Origin of the sequence: Rhizobium sp. WYCCWR10014, assembly GCF_001657485.1 — a bacterium.
In the GTDB taxonomy this organism is placed as follows: domain Bacteria; phylum Pseudomonadota; class Alphaproteobacteria; order Rhizobiales; family Rhizobiaceae; genus Rhizobium.
The window spans coordinates 744,478-760,814 of the sequence record NZ_LXFU01000037.1 but is presented as its reverse complement, the minus strand read 5'-3'; the positions used below and the strand labels follow the sequence as shown (position 1 = coordinate 760,814).

At 61.8% G+C, this 16,337-nt stretch carries 13 protein-coding genes; 4 read left to right on the top strand and 9 right to left on the bottom strand.

The genetic code is table 11. The features are described 5' to 3' along the window. The first annotated feature begins 134 nt into the window (after positions 1-134). The 3 genes from A6U98_RS20430 to A6U98_RS20420 are packed head-to-tail and all read left to right on the top strand — an operon-like array spanning position 135 to position 3,066. The gene (locus tag A6U98_RS20430; RefSeq protein WP_064652206.1) at positions 135-1,019 is read left to right on the top strand and encodes a sugar ABC transporter permease; all 885 of its coding nucleotides are present in this window, start codon (positions 135-137) and stop codon (positions 1,017-1,019) included. A 10-nt stretch (positions 1,020-1,029) separates the two neighbouring features. Continuing rightward, the gene (locus A6U98_RS20425) at positions 1,030-1,944 is read left to right on the top strand and encodes an ABC transporter permease subunit (protein ID WP_064652205.1); all 915 of its coding nucleotides are present in this window, start codon (positions 1,030-1,032) and stop codon (positions 1,942-1,944) included. 12 nt (positions 1,945-1,956) lie between these two features. Beyond that, a complete protein-coding gene (locus A6U98_RS20420; RefSeq protein ID WP_064652204.1) occupies positions 1,957-3,066 on the top strand; it encodes a sn-glycerol-3-phosphate import ATP-binding protein UgpC in 1,110 nt (369 codons plus the stop codon). Positions 3,067-3,152: 86 nt separating this feature from the next. On the opposite strand, the gene A6U98_RS20415 is transcribed toward A6U98_RS20420, so the two are convergent. Next, entirely contained in the window at positions 3,153-3,626 is a 474-nt protein-coding gene (locus A6U98_RS20415) for a cupin domain-containing protein (RefSeq protein WP_064652203.1), read from the bottom strand. A gap of 129 nt (positions 3,627-3,755) precedes the next feature. Here A6U98_RS20415 and A6U98_RS20410 point away from each other — a divergent pair, with 129 nt between their 5' ends. After that, positions 3,756-4,298: a hypothetical protein gene (locus A6U98_RS20410; protein WP_064652202.1), complete on the top strand. Its 543-nt coding sequence runs from the start codon at positions 3,756-3,758 to the stop codon at positions 4,296-4,298. A gap of 4 nt (positions 4,299-4,302) precedes the next feature. Here the strand turns inward: A6U98_RS20410 and A6U98_RS20405 are convergent, their stop codons facing one another. From A6U98_RS20405 to A6U98_RS20370, 8 genes are all read right to left on the bottom strand, one after another. Beyond that, positions 4,303-6,405 (bottom strand): beta-galactosidase, encoded by a 2,103-nt coding sequence (locus A6U98_RS20405; protein WP_064652201.1) that lies wholly within the window; start codon positions 6,403-6,405, stop codon positions 4,303-4,305. A gap of 107 nt (positions 6,406-6,512) precedes the next feature. Then, positions 6,513-7,388, bottom strand: coding sequence for a 2-hydroxy-3-oxopropionate reductase (locus A6U98_RS20400; protein WP_064652200.1), 876 nt, complete (start codon positions 7,386-7,388; stop codon positions 6,513-6,515). Continuing rightward, positions 7,385-8,179: a 2-oxo-tetronate isomerase gene (gene otnI / locus A6U98_RS20395; RefSeq protein WP_064652199.1), complete on the bottom strand. Its 795-nt coding sequence runs from the start codon at positions 8,177-8,179 to the stop codon at positions 7,385-7,387. Before otnI ends, A6U98_RS20400 begins: the two co-directional genes overlap by 4 nt. Positions 8,180-8,189: 10 nt before the next feature. Continuing rightward, positions 8,190-9,899, bottom strand: a complete 1,710-nt coding sequence (locus tag A6U98_RS20390) for an ABC transporter ATP-binding protein (RefSeq protein WP_064652198.1) — start codon at positions 9,897-9,899, stop codon at positions 8,190-8,192. Positions 9,900-9,909: 10 nt separating this feature from the next. After that, on the bottom strand, positions 9,910-11,100 hold the full coding sequence (locus A6U98_RS20385) for an ABC transporter permease (RefSeq protein WP_064652197.1): 1,191 nt from the start codon (positions 11,098-11,100) through the stop codon (positions 9,910-9,912). 10 nt (positions 11,101-11,110) lie between these two features. Continuing rightward, complete coding sequence (locus A6U98_RS20380) at positions 11,111-12,097, bottom strand: ABC transporter permease (protein ID WP_064652196.1); 987 nt, start codon at positions 12,095-12,097, stop codon at positions 11,111-11,113. A gap of 104 nt (positions 12,098-12,201) precedes the next feature. Continuing rightward, on the bottom strand, positions 12,202-14,310 hold the full coding sequence (locus A6U98_RS20375; RefSeq protein WP_064652195.1) for an alpha-amylase family protein: 2,109 nt from the start codon (positions 14,308-14,310) through the stop codon (positions 12,202-12,204). Positions 14,311-14,397: 87 nt separating this feature from the next. Beyond that, positions 14,398-16,323, bottom strand: coding sequence for an ABC transporter substrate-binding protein (locus A6U98_RS20370; RefSeq protein ID WP_064652194.1), 1,926 nt, complete (start codon positions 16,321-16,323; stop codon positions 14,398-14,400). Positions 16,324-16,337 lie beyond the last annotated feature (14 nt).

Genomic DNA, 16,337 nt, shown 5'->3' with positions numbered 1-16,337 from the left:
CCTGAAGCGCGTTGCAATCTTAGATTCGCTCCTCGCGCTTTAGATCTTTATTTTGACGCATGTCGTCACCGCAAAACCGCTGTACAGTTTTGCGCAACATGCTTGAAACCAAACCAGGGCGAAAACGACCACTCATGGAAAAGCGCGTCACTTTCTCCTCAACGACGATCGGACTGCTCTTCGCATTTCCGATGCTGTTGCTGATCTTCGTCTTCTTCTATTGGCCGAGCGCACAGGCGCTCTATTGGGCGTTCACGCTCGAGCAGCCATGGGGCGGCGGTAATGCCTGGGTCGGTTTCGACAATTTCAGACAGCTGCTCACCGATCCGATCTATTGGGACTCGATCACCCGCAGCATGGTCTTCGGCTTCAGCTCTACGGCCATCGCCATGGGGCTGGCGCTGATCCTGGCGCTTTTGACGGATCGCGAATTGCGCGGCCACAAAGTCTACCGGTCAGTCTTCATCTGGCCTTACGCAATTGCCGCTCCCGCTCTCGGCCTCGCCTTCCGCTTCATCCTGGCGCCGGAGGCCGGCCTTCTGTCTGTTATCAACCACGTCTGGCCCGGCCTCTGGAACCCGGCACTCGACGGCAAGGATGCGATGATCGCGGTCATCGTCGCCTTCTCCTGGAAATATATCGGCTACAACTTCATCTTCTTCCTCTCGGCGCTGCAAGGCATTCCGCGCTCGCTGATCGAGGCCGCCGCAATGGACGGTTCGGGGCCGATGCGCCGTATCTGGGATATCCAGCTGCCGCTGCTGACGCCGACGCTGTTCTTCCTGCTCGTCATCAACATCACCGAGAGCTTCCAGGATTCCTTCGGTATCGTCGATGTCATGACGCAGGGCGGCCCGGCGCGTGCCACCGAGCTCATGGTCTACAAGATCTATTTCGACGGCTTCAGAGGTCTCGACTATTCGGGCGCCGCAGCGCAGTCCATCATCCTGATGGTGCTCGTTGTCCTTCTCACCATCTTCCAGTTCCGCTTCATCGAGCGGCGCGTGCACTACAAGTGAGGTCGCGGACATGATCGAACGCACGCCGATATTCAACTTCATCTGCTATACGCTTCTCGCGCTCGGCATGGTGATCGCGCTTCTGCCTTTCGCCATCGTCATCATCGCCTCGACGCTCGATCTGGAGACGGTCAATCGCGTGCCGCTGCCGCTGATGCCGGGCTCGCACTTCTGGGAAAACGCTGAGACCGCCTGGGTTCGCGCCGATCTCGGCAACAAGCTGTTCCACAGCATCATGTTCGCCGCAACCGTCGGCGCCGGCAAGGTCATGCTGTCTTCCATGGCAGCCTTCTCGATCGTCTACTTCCGCTTCCGCGGCCGGTATGTGATTTTCTGGATCATCTTCATCACCCTGATGCTGCCGCTGGAAGTCCGCATCGTGCCGACCTATTCGATTGCGGCCAACGCGCTGCAGCCTTTCCAGACGATCCTCGACGTCACCGGCATAAGCTGGCTCGTTGCGCAGATCACCGGCATCCAGATCAAGCTCGAATGGGGCCTGCTGAATTCCTACCCCGGTCTCGTTCTGCCGCTGGTCGCAACCGCTACCGGCACCTTCCTCTACCGGCAGTTCTACCTGACGGTTCCCGACGAGCTTGCCGAGGCCTCGAAGATGGACGGATCAGGCCCGGTCCGGTTCTTCTGGGACATTCTGCTGCCGCTCTCGCGGCCAAATATGATCGCGCTTTTCACCATCATGTTCGTCTGGGCCTGGAACCAGTATCTCTGGCCGCTGCTGATCACCACCGATCCGAATTTCGGCATCGCCGTGACGCAGCTCAAGACCCTCATCCCGTCCGAATTCGGCCTGCCCGACTGGAACGTCGCCATGGCCGGAACCCTGATCATCATGTCGCCGCCATTGATCCTCGTCATCCTGATGCAGCGCTGGTTCGTACGCGGCCTTATCTCCACCGAGAAGTGAAGGAGTACTCCCTTGGCACCGATCTCCATTCGTGGCGTGAAGAAAAACTACGGCAAGACCCCCGTCGTTCACGGCGTCGATCTCGACATCCAGTCGGGCGAGTTCATCGTCATCCTCGGCCCGTCCGGCTGCGGCAAGTCCACGCTGCTGCGCATGATCGCCGGCCTCGAAGAAATCACCGGTGGTGAAATCGCCATTGACGGCCGCGTCGTCAACCAGCTGGAGCCGCGCGAGCGCGGCTGTGCCATGGTGTTCCAGAACTACGCGCTTTATCCGCATATGAGCGTTGCCGAGAATATCGGCTACGCATTGAAGGTGGCCGGCGTCTCGAAGGCGGAACGTCAGCGGCGTATCGGCGAGGTCGCCAAGGCACTCAGCCTCGAACCTTTCCTCGAACGCCGGCCCGCCGCTCTTTCCGGCGGTCAGCGCCAGCGCGTCGCCATGGGCCGGGCGATGATCCGCGAACCGAAGGTATTTCTCTTCGACGAGCCGTTGTCGAACCTCGACGCCAAGCTGCGTATCGCCATGCGCGCCGAAATCCGCCGCCTGCACCGCCGCCTCGGCGCCACTTCGATCTTCGTCACGCATGACCAGACCGAGGCGATGACGCTGGCCGACCGGCTGGTGGTGATGAACGGCGGAAGGGTGGAACAGGTCGGCACGCCGGAAGAGGTCTATCATCATCCGGTCTCGCGCTTCGTCGCAGGCTTCGTCGGCACGCCGGCGATGAACCTGCTCGAGGGCACGATCAATGACGAGGGCGTCTTCGTCTACGATCAAAGCCGCAAGGTCGCGCTGCCGCGTGAGCGCGCCGCACCGCTGAAAGGCAAACGCGTCGTGCTCGGCATGCGCGCCGAGGCCGCCCGGCTGGTGGCCCCGGATGCGCCGGGCGCCCTTGTCGCAACGGCCGATTTCATCGAAGAGCTCGGCGCAAGCCGCATCGTCCACGCCGATTTCGACGGGCTGCCCTTTGCCGTGGCGCTGACTGAGGCCGTGAAGGTGAAGTCGGGCGATCCGATCGGCATCGCGATCGATTACGACCAGATCCACCTCTATGCCGCCGATACCGGCCGGATCATCGAGAACCCTGTTATGAACAGCGCAGGCGCCGTCCACGCCTAAAGCGGTCTGCGACGATCTTTTGCGATGATCTTGGCAGAGCGTTCGGCGGCTGAGGATGTCAGCCGCTTGCTCGACGGTGAATTGCTCTAACGGTGGATCGGGTCAATCCACGCGACGTCCTCCGGCTTTTCGACCGGCTCGATGTCGAGGTTGACGACGACTGGTTCCTGGCCTGAGCGGACGAGCACGCATTCCAGCGTCTCGTCGCGGCTGGCGTTGATCTCCTGATGCGGCACATGGGGCGGAACATAGATGAAGTCGCCGGGGCCGGCCTCGGCGGTATATTCCAGATGCTCGCCCCAGCGCATGCGGGCCTTGCCCTTGACCACGTAGATGATGCTTTCGAGATCGCCGTGGTGATGGGCGCCGGTCTTGGCGTTGGCATGGATCGTCACCGTGCCGGCCCAGATCTTCTCGGCGCCGGCGCGCGCCTTGTTGATTGCGGCCGCACGGTTCATGCCCGGCGTCTGCGCGGTGTTCGGATCGAGCGAATTGCCGGGAATGACCTTGACGCCATGTTCCCGCCAGTCGACATGGTGATGCTCGTGGTCGTCGCTCATGCCTTGCCTCCACTTTCGATTTCGTCATTCTAAGCGGGAGCAGGGCGGTGGCCAAGCGAATTGCCGCTGCGCAGCCGCATAACGTCTCGGCGACCCGATAGCTTTTGTGCGAAAAGGAAGAGCAAGCCGATGAGCCATCTCCCGCAGATCGACTACGACACCGCTTCGGAAGAGGTTCGTGCGGCGCATGACGAGGAAGTCAGGCTGCGCGGGCGGATGACCAACATGAAGCGGACGCTGCTGCATTCGCCCGCCGCCCACCGCATCTATGCCGAATGGTTCACGCTACGGGCTGAGCTCGATCCTGCCGTCAGCGACCGGGCGATTTGGATCTTCTCGCATGCGATCTCGAAGGTGGCGAAATCGAAGATCGCCATCACCTTCTTTCGCCGGGCGCTGATCAACAAGGGTTTCAATCCCGATGCGCTGGTGCTTTCCGACGAGGAAGCGCTGCTCGACGCCTTCGGCAAGGCGATCGTCGCCGATTCCAACGCTGTTCCCGCCGAACTCTGGGCGAAGCTGAAAGAGCGCTACGAGACCAAGGTGCTTGTCGATCTCGTCGCCTTTGCCGGCATCATGCTGGCCACCGCCGTCTTCAACAATGTCGTCGAGGTCGATTTCGATCCCGAGCTTGAAGCCTTTGCCGAAGGCGCCAGTTCATCCGCATCCTGAAGTTTCAGCTATCGAGCGGCAGGATCAGTACGTCGCGCGCAGGCACCTCGATGCTACCATTGCCGATATGGCCGATTGGCCAGACGGCTTGACCTTGTGCAGGCGTCCCTCGGGCGAGCGTCACCTCGGTCTTCTGCGTCGTCCGCGTCGGATTGACGAGCCAGAGGAAGCTGCCCTTTTCCCCCTCGTGAATGCGGGCGAAAAGGGTGGTGTTCGACAGCGTCACATGCCGTTTCTTTCCACTCCATGCCAGCAACTCGGCGAAGAAAACGCCATTCGCCTTACCCTGCGTGCGGTAATAGGCGACGGAAGGATTGGTGCCGATCAGCAGCGTGCGGCCCTTGCCATAGGCATTTTCGACGACGGCAAGACGGCCGTCGGTGAAGTGGCCGCGTCCCGTTCCGCCGGTCAGCCGATAAGACTGCAGGAAGCCGCCGCCGTCGACCGCCGCGCCGTCGAGATCGAAATGGATGCGGTCGCCGATATCGGGCATGAACTCGACCTCTTCCTCTCGTGCGCCGAAGACCTCGTCGAGGCCCATGTTCGGCTGCACGGTGCCGACATGGCCGCGATCGCCGAAATAGCCGGGGCATGCCTCGGCAATCAGCGTGCCGCCGTTCTCGACCCAGGCTTTCAAGCGCTTCGCCTGCTCTGATGTGAACATGATCGGATAGGGGAAATAGAGGAAATCATAGGCCGCGATGTCGTCGATATGCACCCAGTCCGGCTGCACGCCGTTTTCGAGGAAGGCGCGATAGGCGCCCCACATGGCTTCGGGATAGGGTTTCTCCTTGCGGTCGTGGTTCAGGAGGTAATCGAACTCCTGCGTTTCGCGAACGACGAGGATGCCGACTTCGCCGCGCACCGGCTTTGCCTCCCAGAGGGTGCCTTGCGCCTTGTCGTTTGCCCATTTTGCCATGGCGCTTGCCATGTCGGAGCGCGGCGTGCGCGCGCCGTCCATGCCGTAGGAGCCGAAAGCGCCGAAGAGCGGGCCATCGAGCAGCGGGCGCCAGCGCAGATTGATCACGCCGCGGGCGCCGCCGGCAAGCGAGGTCATGCTCCAGAGGCGAATATCCTCGGGTTCGGCGACGCGACCATCCTCCTTGTCGCGGCTGATCACCTGCGGCTGCAGCCAGAGCGGGCCGCCCTGGCGCTCGGCGTGCCAGAACGGCTTGCCGCGGGCGGCAGCACGGTTGATGTCGACGCCGTACCAGTTCTTCCAGGCTTCCGACCCCTTGCGGGCCTGGATCCAGGTGAAGCCGTAAACCTCGACCTTGGAGGCGGCGAGCCAATCGTCGCAGCCGTTGGCCGCCATGTTGGGAATTGCGCCGGATATGCCGTGGGCAACGATGGTGTTCTTCTGGTCGACGGCGCGGATCGTGTCGATGCGCCATTGCATCTGATCGTAGAAATTGTCGCGCTTGAACTGCAGCCAGTCGATGCATTCGGGATAGGGCGCCATATGCACCGGCGGCTCGATATCGTCCCATTCGGCATAGCTGTAGCGGTACCAGGCTTTTGCCAGAACCTTCAGGCTGCCGTATTTCTCTTCCAGCCATTTGCGAAAGGCAGCCTTGGCATAGGGACTGTAATCGACATCGGCGGAATAGTTGCACTCGTTCCAGACGTCGTAGCCGTAGATCGCCGGATGATCCTTGTAGCGGGTGGCGAGCGCGGTCAGGAACTTGCCCGCTGCTTCCTTCACTTCGGGGCAGTTCAGCGTCAGGGCGCCGGCGCCGCCGCCATTGTTGGAGAAGCCGCCGGTTGCCGACGAAACGCCCATATAGGAGCCGAGTTTGGTGCCGTCGGCATTGACCTGCAATGCATGAGCATATTTGCGTATCGCCCAGTCCGGCACGGCATGAATCAGCTCGGCGATAACGGTTTTGATGCCGTTTGCGGCGGCAAGATCCATCTGGCGGTCATATTCCTCCCAATCGTAGACGCCGGGGGCGGTTTCGATCGCGCTCCACATGAACCAGTGGCGGAAGATGTTGAGGCCGTCTTGTCCAGCAGTGGCGTAGTCACGTTCCCAATCCTCGCGGGGAGGATTGGACTTGCGGAAATAGACGGCGCCGTAGGGCAGTTGGATATCTTTGTTCAGCATTATCCTGTCCTTCTCTATCGATGTCCGGACATGGCTTCGCCGTCCGGACAGAAGGCTCCGGCGTCGGCAATCGAAGGTGTCGTCCGGCTATTCTAAAAAGCGTTGATCTAGCGCGGTCCTCCGGCGAGGAGTTCCAGGGTGCGGATGAGGGCGGAATGGTCGCGTTCGCCGTCGCCATTGGCGATCGCGGCATTCATCAGCTGTTGCGTGGCGGCGGTGTTCGGCAGCGACAGATCCAGTGCCCGGGCGGCATCGACGGCGAGCGTCATATCCTTGCGGTGCAGACGGATGCGGAAGCCGGGCTCGAAGGTCTCCTTGACCATGCGCTCGCCATGCACTTCGAGGATGCGCGAAGCGGCAAAGCCGCCCATCAGCGCGGTGCGCACCTTGGCCGGATCAGCACCTGCCTTCCTGGCAAAGAGCAGCGCTTCGGCAACCGCCTCGATCGTCAGGCCGACGATGATCTGGTTGGCGACCTTGGCCGTCTGACCGTCGCCGCTACCGCCGACATGGGTGATGTTCTTGCCCATCTTTTCGAAAAGCGGCCTGGCGCGCTCGAAAACCTGCTCCTTGCCGCCAACCATGATCGTCAGCGAGGCGGCCTTGGCGCCGACCTCACCGCCGGAAACGGGAGCATCGAGATAATCACAACCGAGCGCCTCGATCCGCCTGGCGAAGGTCTTCGTCGCCACCGGCGAGATCGAGCTCATGTCGATGACGAGCTTGCCTTGGGAAAGGCCGGAGGCGACGCCATCTTCGCCGAACAGCACCGCCTCGACATCTGGTGTATCCGGCAGCATCAGGATGACGATGTCGGAGGCGTGCGCCACCGCCCTGGCGCTTGCTACGGCTTTGCCGCCCTTGTCGACAAGATGCTGCGAGGCTTCCTTCACGCGGCTCAGATGCAGCGTGTGGCCGGCGTCGATCAGGTGTTCCGCCATCGGGCGGCCCATGACGCCCAGTCCGATAAATCCGATGTTCATGCCGTCCTCGCTGACTTCAGATAGGGTTTCATCCAGCCGAGGCCTTCGCTGGTGCCGGATTTCGGCTTGTACTCGCAGCCGACCCAGCCGTCGTAACCGAGGCGGTCGAGTTCGGAGAGGATGAAGCCGTAATTGATCTCGCCGGTGCCGGGTTCGCCCCGGCCGGGATTGTCGGCGATCTGCACATGGGCGATCTTCTCCTTCAGCCTTGTGAAGGTCGGGATCAGGTCGCCCTGCATGATCTGCATGTGGTAGAAATCATACTGGATATAGAGATTGTCCGAGCCGACCCGGTCGAGTATGCGTTCGGCATCAGCAGTGGTCGACAGGAAGAAGCCGGGAATATCGCGCAGATTGATCGGCTCGATCAAAAGCCTGACGCCGGCGTCGGCACAGCGCTTTGCTGCGTATTTCAGATTGTCGACCAGCATATTTTCCAGCGTTTGAAGGTCCGCACCCTTCGGGACCAGGCCGGAGATGACGTTCACCTGTGGGCAATCGAGCGCTGCGGCATAATCGAGCGCCTGCGCGACCCCGTTGCGGAACTCCTCTACGCGGTCCGGCAGGCAGGCAATGCCGCGCTCGCCGCCGGTCCAGTCGCCGGACGGCACATTGAAGAGCGCCTGTTTCAGGCCGCTCGCCTTCAGCGCCTCGGCGACCTTCTCCTTCGGTTCGGCATAGGGGCCAAGATATTCGAGCGCGCCGAAGCCGTCCCTTGCAGCCGCGGCAAATCGATCGAGGAAGGGCAAGTCCTGATAGAGGAAGGAAAGATTGGCAGAGAATTTCGGCACGGGATCGTCCTTAGATATTGGCGGGCGCAACGAAACGATGCCGGTGCAGCATACGCTTGTCGCGGGGGTCGGGATTGGGAACGGCGGAGATGAGGCTCTTGGTATAGGCCTCCTTGGGAGCGGTGCAGATCTGTTCGGCTTCGCCGAGTTCGACAATTTTGCCGCGATGCATGACGGCGACACGATCGCAGAAATAACGCACGACTGAAATGTCGTGCGAGATGAAGATGAAGCTCAAGTTCAGCCGCTGACGGATATCGAGCAGCAGGTCGAGTATCTGGCTGCGGATCGAGACATCGAGCGCCGATGTCGCCTCGTCGGCGATGATGATGCGCGGGTCGAGCGCAAGGGCGCGGGCGATGCCGATGCGCTGGCGCTGGCCGCCGGAGAAGGCATGCGGATAACGCTCCATGCCCATCGGATCGAGGCCGACGAGGCGCATCAGTTCGGCGACGCGGTCCTCCAGCGCCTTGCCCTTGGCCAGCCCGTTGACAACAAGCGGATCACCGATCACCTCCTTGACGGTCATGCGCGGATTGAGCGAGGCGAACGGATCCTGGAAGACCAGGCGGACTTCGCGGTGGAAGGTGCGGAGCTCGCGCTTGGTGAGTTTGGTGACATCGATCTCGCCGCCATCCCTGCCGCGATAGGTGATGCTGCCCGCTGTCGGCTCGACGGTGCGCAGGATCAAGCGGCCGAGTGTGGTCTTGCCGGAGCCGCTTTCGCCGACGATGCCGAGGTTTTCGCCGGGATAGAGATCGAAGCTGGCGTCATCGACGGCGCGCAGCGTGTTTGATTTGCCGTGCCAGCCGTAGATCTTGCCGAGGTTGCGGACGGACAGGATCGGCTGCGGTGCCTCCGGCGACAGCGCCACGGCGGGCAGCCGGCCTTCGACATGATGCGTGAGCTTGACTGTCGAGGCGAGCAGTTGGCGGGTATAGGGGTGTTCGGCGGCATGGTAGATCGCATCCACCGGTCCGCGCTCGACGATACGGCCGAAGCGCATGACGGCGACGTCGTCTGCCACTTCGGCGACGATCCCCATGTCATGGGTGATGAGCAGCATGGCCATGCCGCGCTCGACCTGCAGGCGTTTGATCAAGTCGAGGATCTCGGCCTGGGTGGTGACGTCGAGCGCCGTCGTCGGCTCGTCGGCGATGAGAATATCCGGATTGCCGGCAAGCGCCATGGCGATCATGGCGCGCTGGCGCATGCCGCCGGAGAATTCGAAGGTATAGCGATCGACCATCTTGTCCGGGTTCGGAATTTCGACCTGGCGCAGCAGTTCGACGGTCCTTTCGCGGGCGGCGCGATGATCGAGATTGCTATGCAGGCGCACCGCCTCGATGATCTGCGAGCCGATGGTGTGGACCGGCGACAGCGAGCTCATCGGCTCCTGGAAGATCAGGCCGATGCGGCGGCCGCGGATGGCGCGCATTGCCCGATCCGACGGCTTCAAGGCGGCGATATCGGTGACCCCGTCGCCATTGTTGAGCAGGATGCGGCCGGAAACAATGCTGCCGGGGCTGTCGACGATCTGCAGCAGCGAACGGGCGGTGACGCTTTTACCGGATCCGCTTTCGCCGACGAGGCAGAGCGTCTCACCGCGTTTCAGCTCGAAGCTGACATTTTCGACGGCGTGCAGGATATGGGTGCGCAGCCTGAAATCGATCGAGAGGTTTTCGACGGAGAGAACGACGTCGTCTGAAAGATCGGTCATGGTTTCCTCCTCAATTGTCATAGGGGTCGGCGGCATCGCGCAGGCCGTCGCCGAAGAAATTGAAGGACAGGACGGCGACGACGACCGCGAGTGATGGCCAGATCAGGAGCCACGGCGCGGTGGCGACGGTGCGGATGTTCTGGGCGTCCTGCAGCAGCACGCCCCAACTGACGACCGGCGGCTTGAGACCGATGCCGAGGAAGGACAGCGAAGTCTCGGCGACGATCATCGTCGGCACGGCCAGTGTCACGACGGCAAGGATGTGGCTCGTCAGCGACGGCAGGATATGGCGGAAGATCAGCCGCGCCTCGCTTGATCCATCGAGCCGGGCGGCAACGACGAAATCCTCACTGCGCAGCGCCAGGAACCGGCCGCGCACCTCCCGCGCCAGGCTGGTCCAGCCAAGCAGCGAGACGATGATCGTTATGACGAAATAGACATTGACCGGCGACCATGTCAGCGGGATCGCCGCCGCCAGGCCGAGCCACAGCGGGATGGTCGGCATGGCGCTGACGACCTCGATGACACGCTGGATCAGCGTATCCACCCAGCCGCCGTAGAAGCCGGAGATCGAGCCGAGCACGACGCCCAGGATCAGCGACATGGCGACGCCGACGAGGCCGATCGACATGGATACGCGGGTGCCATAGACGAGGCGCGAGAAGACGTCGCGGCCAAGCCTGTCGGCGCCAAGCAGATACATCGGGTCGTTCTGGTTCAGAGGGCCGATCAGGTGCCGGTTCATCGGGATCAGGCCCCAGAGATTGTAGGCCGCGCCTTTGACGAAGAAGCCGATCGGGACGACCTTGGTGTCGTCGACGACGAAGGTGCGGCGCAGCGCCACCTTGTCGATCTCGACCTTGTAACCCTTCACATGGAAATTGAACTCCGAACTGCCGTCCGGCTTTTCGACAAAGAAGCTGAAGCCCTGCGGCGGGGCATAGGTATATTGTGGCCGCGAGGTCATCGGCAAAGCCGGCGCCAGGAATTCGGCGAAGAGGCCGACCAGATAGAGGAACAGGATGATGGCGCCGGCCACCATCGCCACCTTCTGGCGGATCAATTTGCCGGCGACCAGCCGCCAGGGGCCGATCGCGGCGGTCGAGACGGTCTTGCCCTGTTTCAGCGGGCTGATCGAGGGGCCGTCGGCAACAGTGTGAAGCGGACCAGCATGGGCTCCGAAGGTTTCGTGCGTGCTCATCGCATTCCCCTCAATTGAACCGGATGCGCGGATCGAGCAGCGCCAGCAGCAGATCCGACAGCAGCATGCCGACAAGGGTGAGCGCGCTCAAAAGCAGGATGAAGCTGCCGGCGAGATACATGTCCTGCGAGATCAGCGCGCGGAAAAGCAGCGGGCCGGCGGTCGGCAGGTTCAGCACGATGGCGGTGATGGTGACGCCGGAGACGAGATGCGGCAACACCCAGCCGATCGCCGAGACGAAGGGATTGAGCGCGATTCTGACCGGATATTTGAGGATGACCTTGTATTCCGGCAGTCCCTTGGCGCGGGCGGTGACGACATAGGGCTTGTGCAGTTCGTCGGTCAGGTTGGCGCGCAGGATACGGATCATCGCTGCCGTTCCGGATGCGCCAATGATGATGATCGGGATCCAGAGATGGGCGAGGAAATCGCCAACCTTGGCGAGGCTCCAGGGCGCCTCGGCATATTCCGGCGAGATCAGTCCGCCGACGCTCTGGCCGAGATACTTATAGGCGACATACATCAGCGTCAGCGCCAGGATGAAGTTCGGCACCGCGAGGCCGATGAAGCCGAGGAAGGTGAAGACATGATCGCCGACAGAGTGGCGGCGCACGGCCGAGTAGATGCCGATCGGCAAAGCCACGATCCAGACAAAAAGCAGGCTCAAGAGCGAGATCACCAGCGTCGAGCCCATACGGGCCCAGATCAGCCCGGAAACGGGCTGGCCCCACTCGAAGGAGTAGCCGAAGTCGCCGCGGCTGACGATGCCCCAGATCCATTTCAGATATTGGATATAGAAGGGATCGTCGAAGCCGTAGATTTCCTTCAGCCGCTCGATCTGCGCGGGATCGACGGTCTGGCCGCTGTCGCTCATGGTGGCGATCATCGACGTCAGATAGTCACCCGGCGGCAACTGGATGATCAGGAACGAGATCAGCGACATGCCAAACAAGGTCGGGATCATGTAGAGCACGCGCTTGAAGATATAGCCAAGCATTGAAACGTTTCTCCTCCCGTCGGGAACGCGGTGACACGCTTCCCCCGGATCTTCACCCGCCTTCGGCCCTTGAGGCCGAAAGCGCTCCTCCGTCGCGTGTCATCTCATTTCCAGGTGAGATGCAGGACCTCCAGCCGATCGATACCAGGCACCTCCACCTGCGCGAGGCCATTCCCGAAGCTGAAGCTTGCGGCGCGGTCGGCAACGACGAGCCAGGCCTTCGCCACCGATCGGCCCTCCGGAATCTCCACCGAAACGGTCTGCGCTGCCAGAGGGTAATTGTCGCGGATCGGGCCCTTCATCATCATCGGGTTGGTGAGATTGAAGAGGCTGAGGGCCAGGCCGTCACCGTTTTCGCGCAGCGCCAGATCGACGACGCCCTTGCCCTTGACGGTGACGCGCGGTGTCTTGCCGAGCGCCCAATGGACGGCGTTGGCGATGAGACGAGCGTGGTCGACCGCAAAAACCTCCCAGAAGATCTCGCCGATATTCCAGGGGATATAGACGCTGCGGCCCCCCTTGCCAGTCTCGCGGGCGATGACGGCAGCACCTGTCGGGTCTTCGCGCGGATAGACCTCTTCCATCGGCAGATCGGGAAAATCGGGGATGTAGAGGAAGGGCGTCTTCGCATCGGCCGACGGTTCGGCGTGGATCAGGCGGGTGCCGCCCATGATGCGTTCGGCGCCGTCAAAACCCCGATTGATCGGGTGATCGCCGGAAAGGGCGACATAGGTGTTCTTGACGATGCCGCGCGGGCCGGAAACGTACTTGGCTCCGAGCACATCGGCCAGACCGAATTCGGAACGCTTCTTGCCGAATTCATCGCGCAGCGACGTCTCGTAAGAGGCAATGACGCTGCCGCCACGATCGACATAGGCGCGGATCGCCGCGTTCTGCGCATCAGAAAGGCAGGAAGCGTTGGCGAGAATGATGAGCTTGAACCGATCGAGGCTTTCTTCGGTCAGCACCTGGTCCGAAAGCAGCTCGAAGGGCAGGCGGGCCTCGACGAGGGCATGGTAGAGGCCGAGGTCATGCTTTTCGGCGGAATGCCGCTCTTCCGGCGCCCAGTGGCGCAGCGTCGTCGAGGGATCGATGACGGCGATTTCGGCGGTGGGCTTCATGCTTTCCAGCACCGGCTCGACGGCTGCCTGGAGACCGAATGCGTCGGCGACCGGCTCGACCCAGCGTTTGTCGGGCACGACGCCGTTGAATTTGGTGAACCAGGCGTAGAGGCCGTGAGCGGTGCCGTCGTTGATCCAGAGCTGCATCTCCTCGCCCGAAGTGACGGCATCCTTCCAGCGATATTCCTCCTCCGGGCCGATCGAGGTGATCAGCACGACCGGGCGGTCGGGGAAGGTGGCGCGGATGCGCTTGCCGTTGCGCCCAGCCGACCAGCCGAGCTCGAGGCCCTTGCGGCCCTGATGGTCGACGACGAGGAAGGGGCAATGTCTGGCGATGACCGAGAGATCGAATTCCATCAGCGAAGCGCCGCCCATGTTCGGAATGAAGCTCGCATGCGGGCGGATCGCTTTGACGGCATCGTCCCATTGGGCGATCATGTCGGTGAGCACGCGGCGGCGCCACTGCACCCAGGCCTGCCAGGCGGGATCTTCGGCATCGGGCTTCGCCGGCAGTGCGTGGCCGGAGATGTCCTTGAAGCGACGAGCGCTGTCTTCGCTGTAATCGACGCCGTGGCCCTGCCAGCGATTGGCGAAGACCGCGTCGATATCGTATTTGCGGACGATCTCCTTGACCACCTCCGGCATGAAGACGGTGTTGTAGTCGCCATAGGCATTGGTCACCCAGACGTCGGGATAGGCCCAGTGACGGCGCGGCGTGCCGTCGGCATTGATCATCACCCATTCGGGATGGGCTTTGGCGGCATCGTCATGGATCGCATGCGGGTCGACGCGGGCCATGACATGCATGTCGAGCTTGCGGGCGGCGTCGACGAGCGCGCCGAAGATATCCTTGTCGCCGAGATACTTGCTCACATAGTGGTAGGGCACGTCGCTCGGATAATAAGCGATATAGCCGCCGGCGCTGAGGCAGACCGCGTTCGATTTCGTGCGTTTGAAGACATCGATCCAGAAGGCCGGGTCGTATTTCTCCGGGTCGTCTTCCACGAAGGTCAGCTGGGTCCAGCGTGTCGCGGTCTTGAACCAGTCCGGCGTTCTCAGCGCGTGGGTATTTTGTTTCCTGGCATCGAGCATCGTCTTCATCCAATCATTGGCAAAGAAAGCATCTGGGCGCCGACCGGCGGGGCCGGCGCTTGACTGGGCTCCTGGGATAAAAGGTCTTCAGACCTTGTAGAATTGCTCCGGCATCGTCGGAGCGGGCGTCGGCCAGCCGAAAGAATTCGGCATGATCTTCGTGATGTTCTTCATGTTGTTCTTGACGATGCCGTAGCCGTCAGGCGGCAGCGAGATGCCGAAGACATAGAAATTGTCGGCCGCACCTTGCAGGATCTGCTTCATGACCTCGCGCTGGCCTGATGCGTCGGAGGTCGCCTTCAGCTTGTCGTAGAGCGCGAGCTGGTTCTTCGTGCTTTCCGGCGGTTCCTCGGCATTGGCATTGGCGCGGTCGCGATACCAGAGTTGCCAGGCCGGGGCATACATGGCGTTGGCATCGGTCGGCACGTAATAGCGCGGGTCGAGCATGGCGGCGACGCCGCCATTTGCGCCGAACTGGTGCGCAGTCGCATCGAAATCACGGCCCTGGCGGACGCGGGTTTCCCAAAGCGAACGGTCCATCGAGCGCATCTGCGCATCGATGCCGACCGCCTGGAACATCGGAATGACAAGTTGGAAGAGATCGAGGAAGACAGCGCGCGCCTGGTCGATCTCGAAGATGATCGTCAGGCGGCGGCCCTTTTCGTCGAGGCGGAAGTTCTGGTCGTCGCGCTTCGGCACGATCTGATCGAGCATGGCATTCGCCTTGTCGACGTCATAGGCCGTGAACTGCGTGGCGAGCTGCTCGTTGTAGAGCGGGTCCTCCTTCTTGATCGACGGCTGAGCAGACGCCCCCTGGCCAACGAGCACCGCATCGATCAGCGACTGCCGGTCGAGCGCCGTCGAGAGCGCCGCACGAAAATCCTTGTTCCGGAAAAGCTTCCGCTTGGTCTCATCATTGTGGTTCAGGTTGAAGATGAAATTCATCACATTGGCTTCAGTCGAAGTCAGTGTGTAGAAATCATAGCCGCCCTGCTCACGCGCATCGTAGAGAACCGACTTGTTGTTCGGCGTGGCGATATACTGGTCCATCAGGTCGACTTCGCCCTGCATGGCCTTCAGCAGCAGAACCTGCGGGTCGGCGACCATCTGGTAGACGATACGGTCCATATAGGGCAGCTGGTTGCCCTCGGTATCGACCTTCCAGTAGTAGGGATTGCGCTCGGCAACGGCGCGTTCGGTGTTTTCGCCGGGTGCTATCGTGAACATCCAGGCATGGACGCAGGGCTTCTTCGAGGAGTTCAGGAAGAAGGCATTGTCATCCTGAAAACCGGCGGCCGCCTGGAAGGAGGCGATCCAGCTTTCGAAGCCGCGTTGCTTGGCGAGTTCATCAGCCTTCGGATTAAAGTCGATGTGAAACTGCTCGAGATAATGCTTCGGCGTGCGCGTCGTCTGGTCGTTGTTTGCCCAGGCGACTTGCAGCGGGAACAGGCCGTTCGGCTTGTCGAAGATGACCTTGAAGGTCTGCTCGTCGACGATCTCCAGCTTGGCCGGCTTGCCGCCGGACTTCCAATGATCCTGGCCGACAAAGGCGACGCGCTTGTCGGTGAAGACGGTGTCGTACCAGAACTTGATGTCGGCGGTGGTGTAGGGATGGCCGTCCGACCATTTCATGCCCTTGCGCAGGCGGATCGTATAGACCTTGGAGTCGGCGTCGCCCTCAAAGGACTCGGCGACATTGAGCGTTACGCCGGACCAGTCGGGCGTATAGCGCAGCAGCGGCTCGTAGGCTTGATAGCGGAACAGCATCGACAGCGACCCGCCGCCGACCAGCGCCATGTTCCAGTCGCCGCCGTATTTGCCGACGCTTTCGACCGGTTTGACGACGAGCGGATTTTCAGGAAGTCGGTCCTTCAGGGCCGGCAGGGCGCCGCTCGACACCTTCGTTTTCAGAACATCCGCTTCCTTGAAGTCAGCGGCGAAAACCGGCAGGGCCGGCAGTATCAGGGCGGCCGACGTCCCGGCCAGAAACGCACGTCGTTTCAGCTTGATCATAGGGGATCTCCTCC

Excerpts from the sequence above, each read along its gene's own strand:
- A6U98_RS20430 (WP_064652206.1), top strand. The coding sequence starts at position 135 with ATGGAAAAGCGCGTCACTTTCTCCTCAACGACGATCGGACTGCTCTTC.
- A6U98_RS20425 (WP_064652205.1), top strand. The coding sequence starts at position 1,030 with ATGATCGAACGCACGCCGATATTCAACTTCATCTGCTATACGCTTCTC.
- A6U98_RS20415 (WP_064652203.1), bottom strand. The coding sequence starts at position 3,626 with ATGAGCGACGACCACGAGCATCACCATGTCGACTGGCGGGAACATGGC.
- A6U98_RS20410 (WP_064652202.1), top strand. The coding sequence starts at position 3,756 with ATGAGCCATCTCCCGCAGATCGACTACGACACCGCTTCGGAAGAGGTT.
- A6U98_RS20405 (WP_064652201.1), bottom strand. The coding sequence starts at position 6,405 with ATGCTGAACAAAGATATCCAACTGCCCTACGGCGCCGTCTATTTCCGC.
- A6U98_RS20400 (WP_064652200.1), bottom strand. The coding sequence starts at position 7,388 with ATGAACATCGGATTTATCGGACTGGGCGTCATGGGCCGCCCGATGGCG.
- A6U98_RS20390 (WP_064652198.1), bottom strand. The coding sequence starts at position 9,899 with ATGACCGATCTTTCAGACGACGTCGTTCTCTCCGTCGAAAACCTCTCG.
- A6U98_RS20385 (WP_064652197.1), bottom strand. The coding sequence starts at position 11,100 with ATGAGCACGCACGAAACCTTCGGAGCCCATGCTGGTCCGCTTCACACT.
- A6U98_RS20380 (WP_064652196.1), bottom strand. The coding sequence starts at position 12,097 with ATGCTTGGCTATATCTTCAAGCGCGTGCTCTACATGATCCCGACCTTG.
- A6U98_RS20375 (WP_064652195.1), bottom strand. The coding sequence starts at position 14,310 with ATGCTCGATGCCAGGAAACAAAATACCCACGCGCTGAGAACGCCGGAC.
- A6U98_RS20370 (WP_064652194.1), bottom strand. The coding sequence starts at position 16,323 with ATGATCAAGCTGAAACGACGTGCGTTTCTGGCCGGGACGTCGGCCGCC.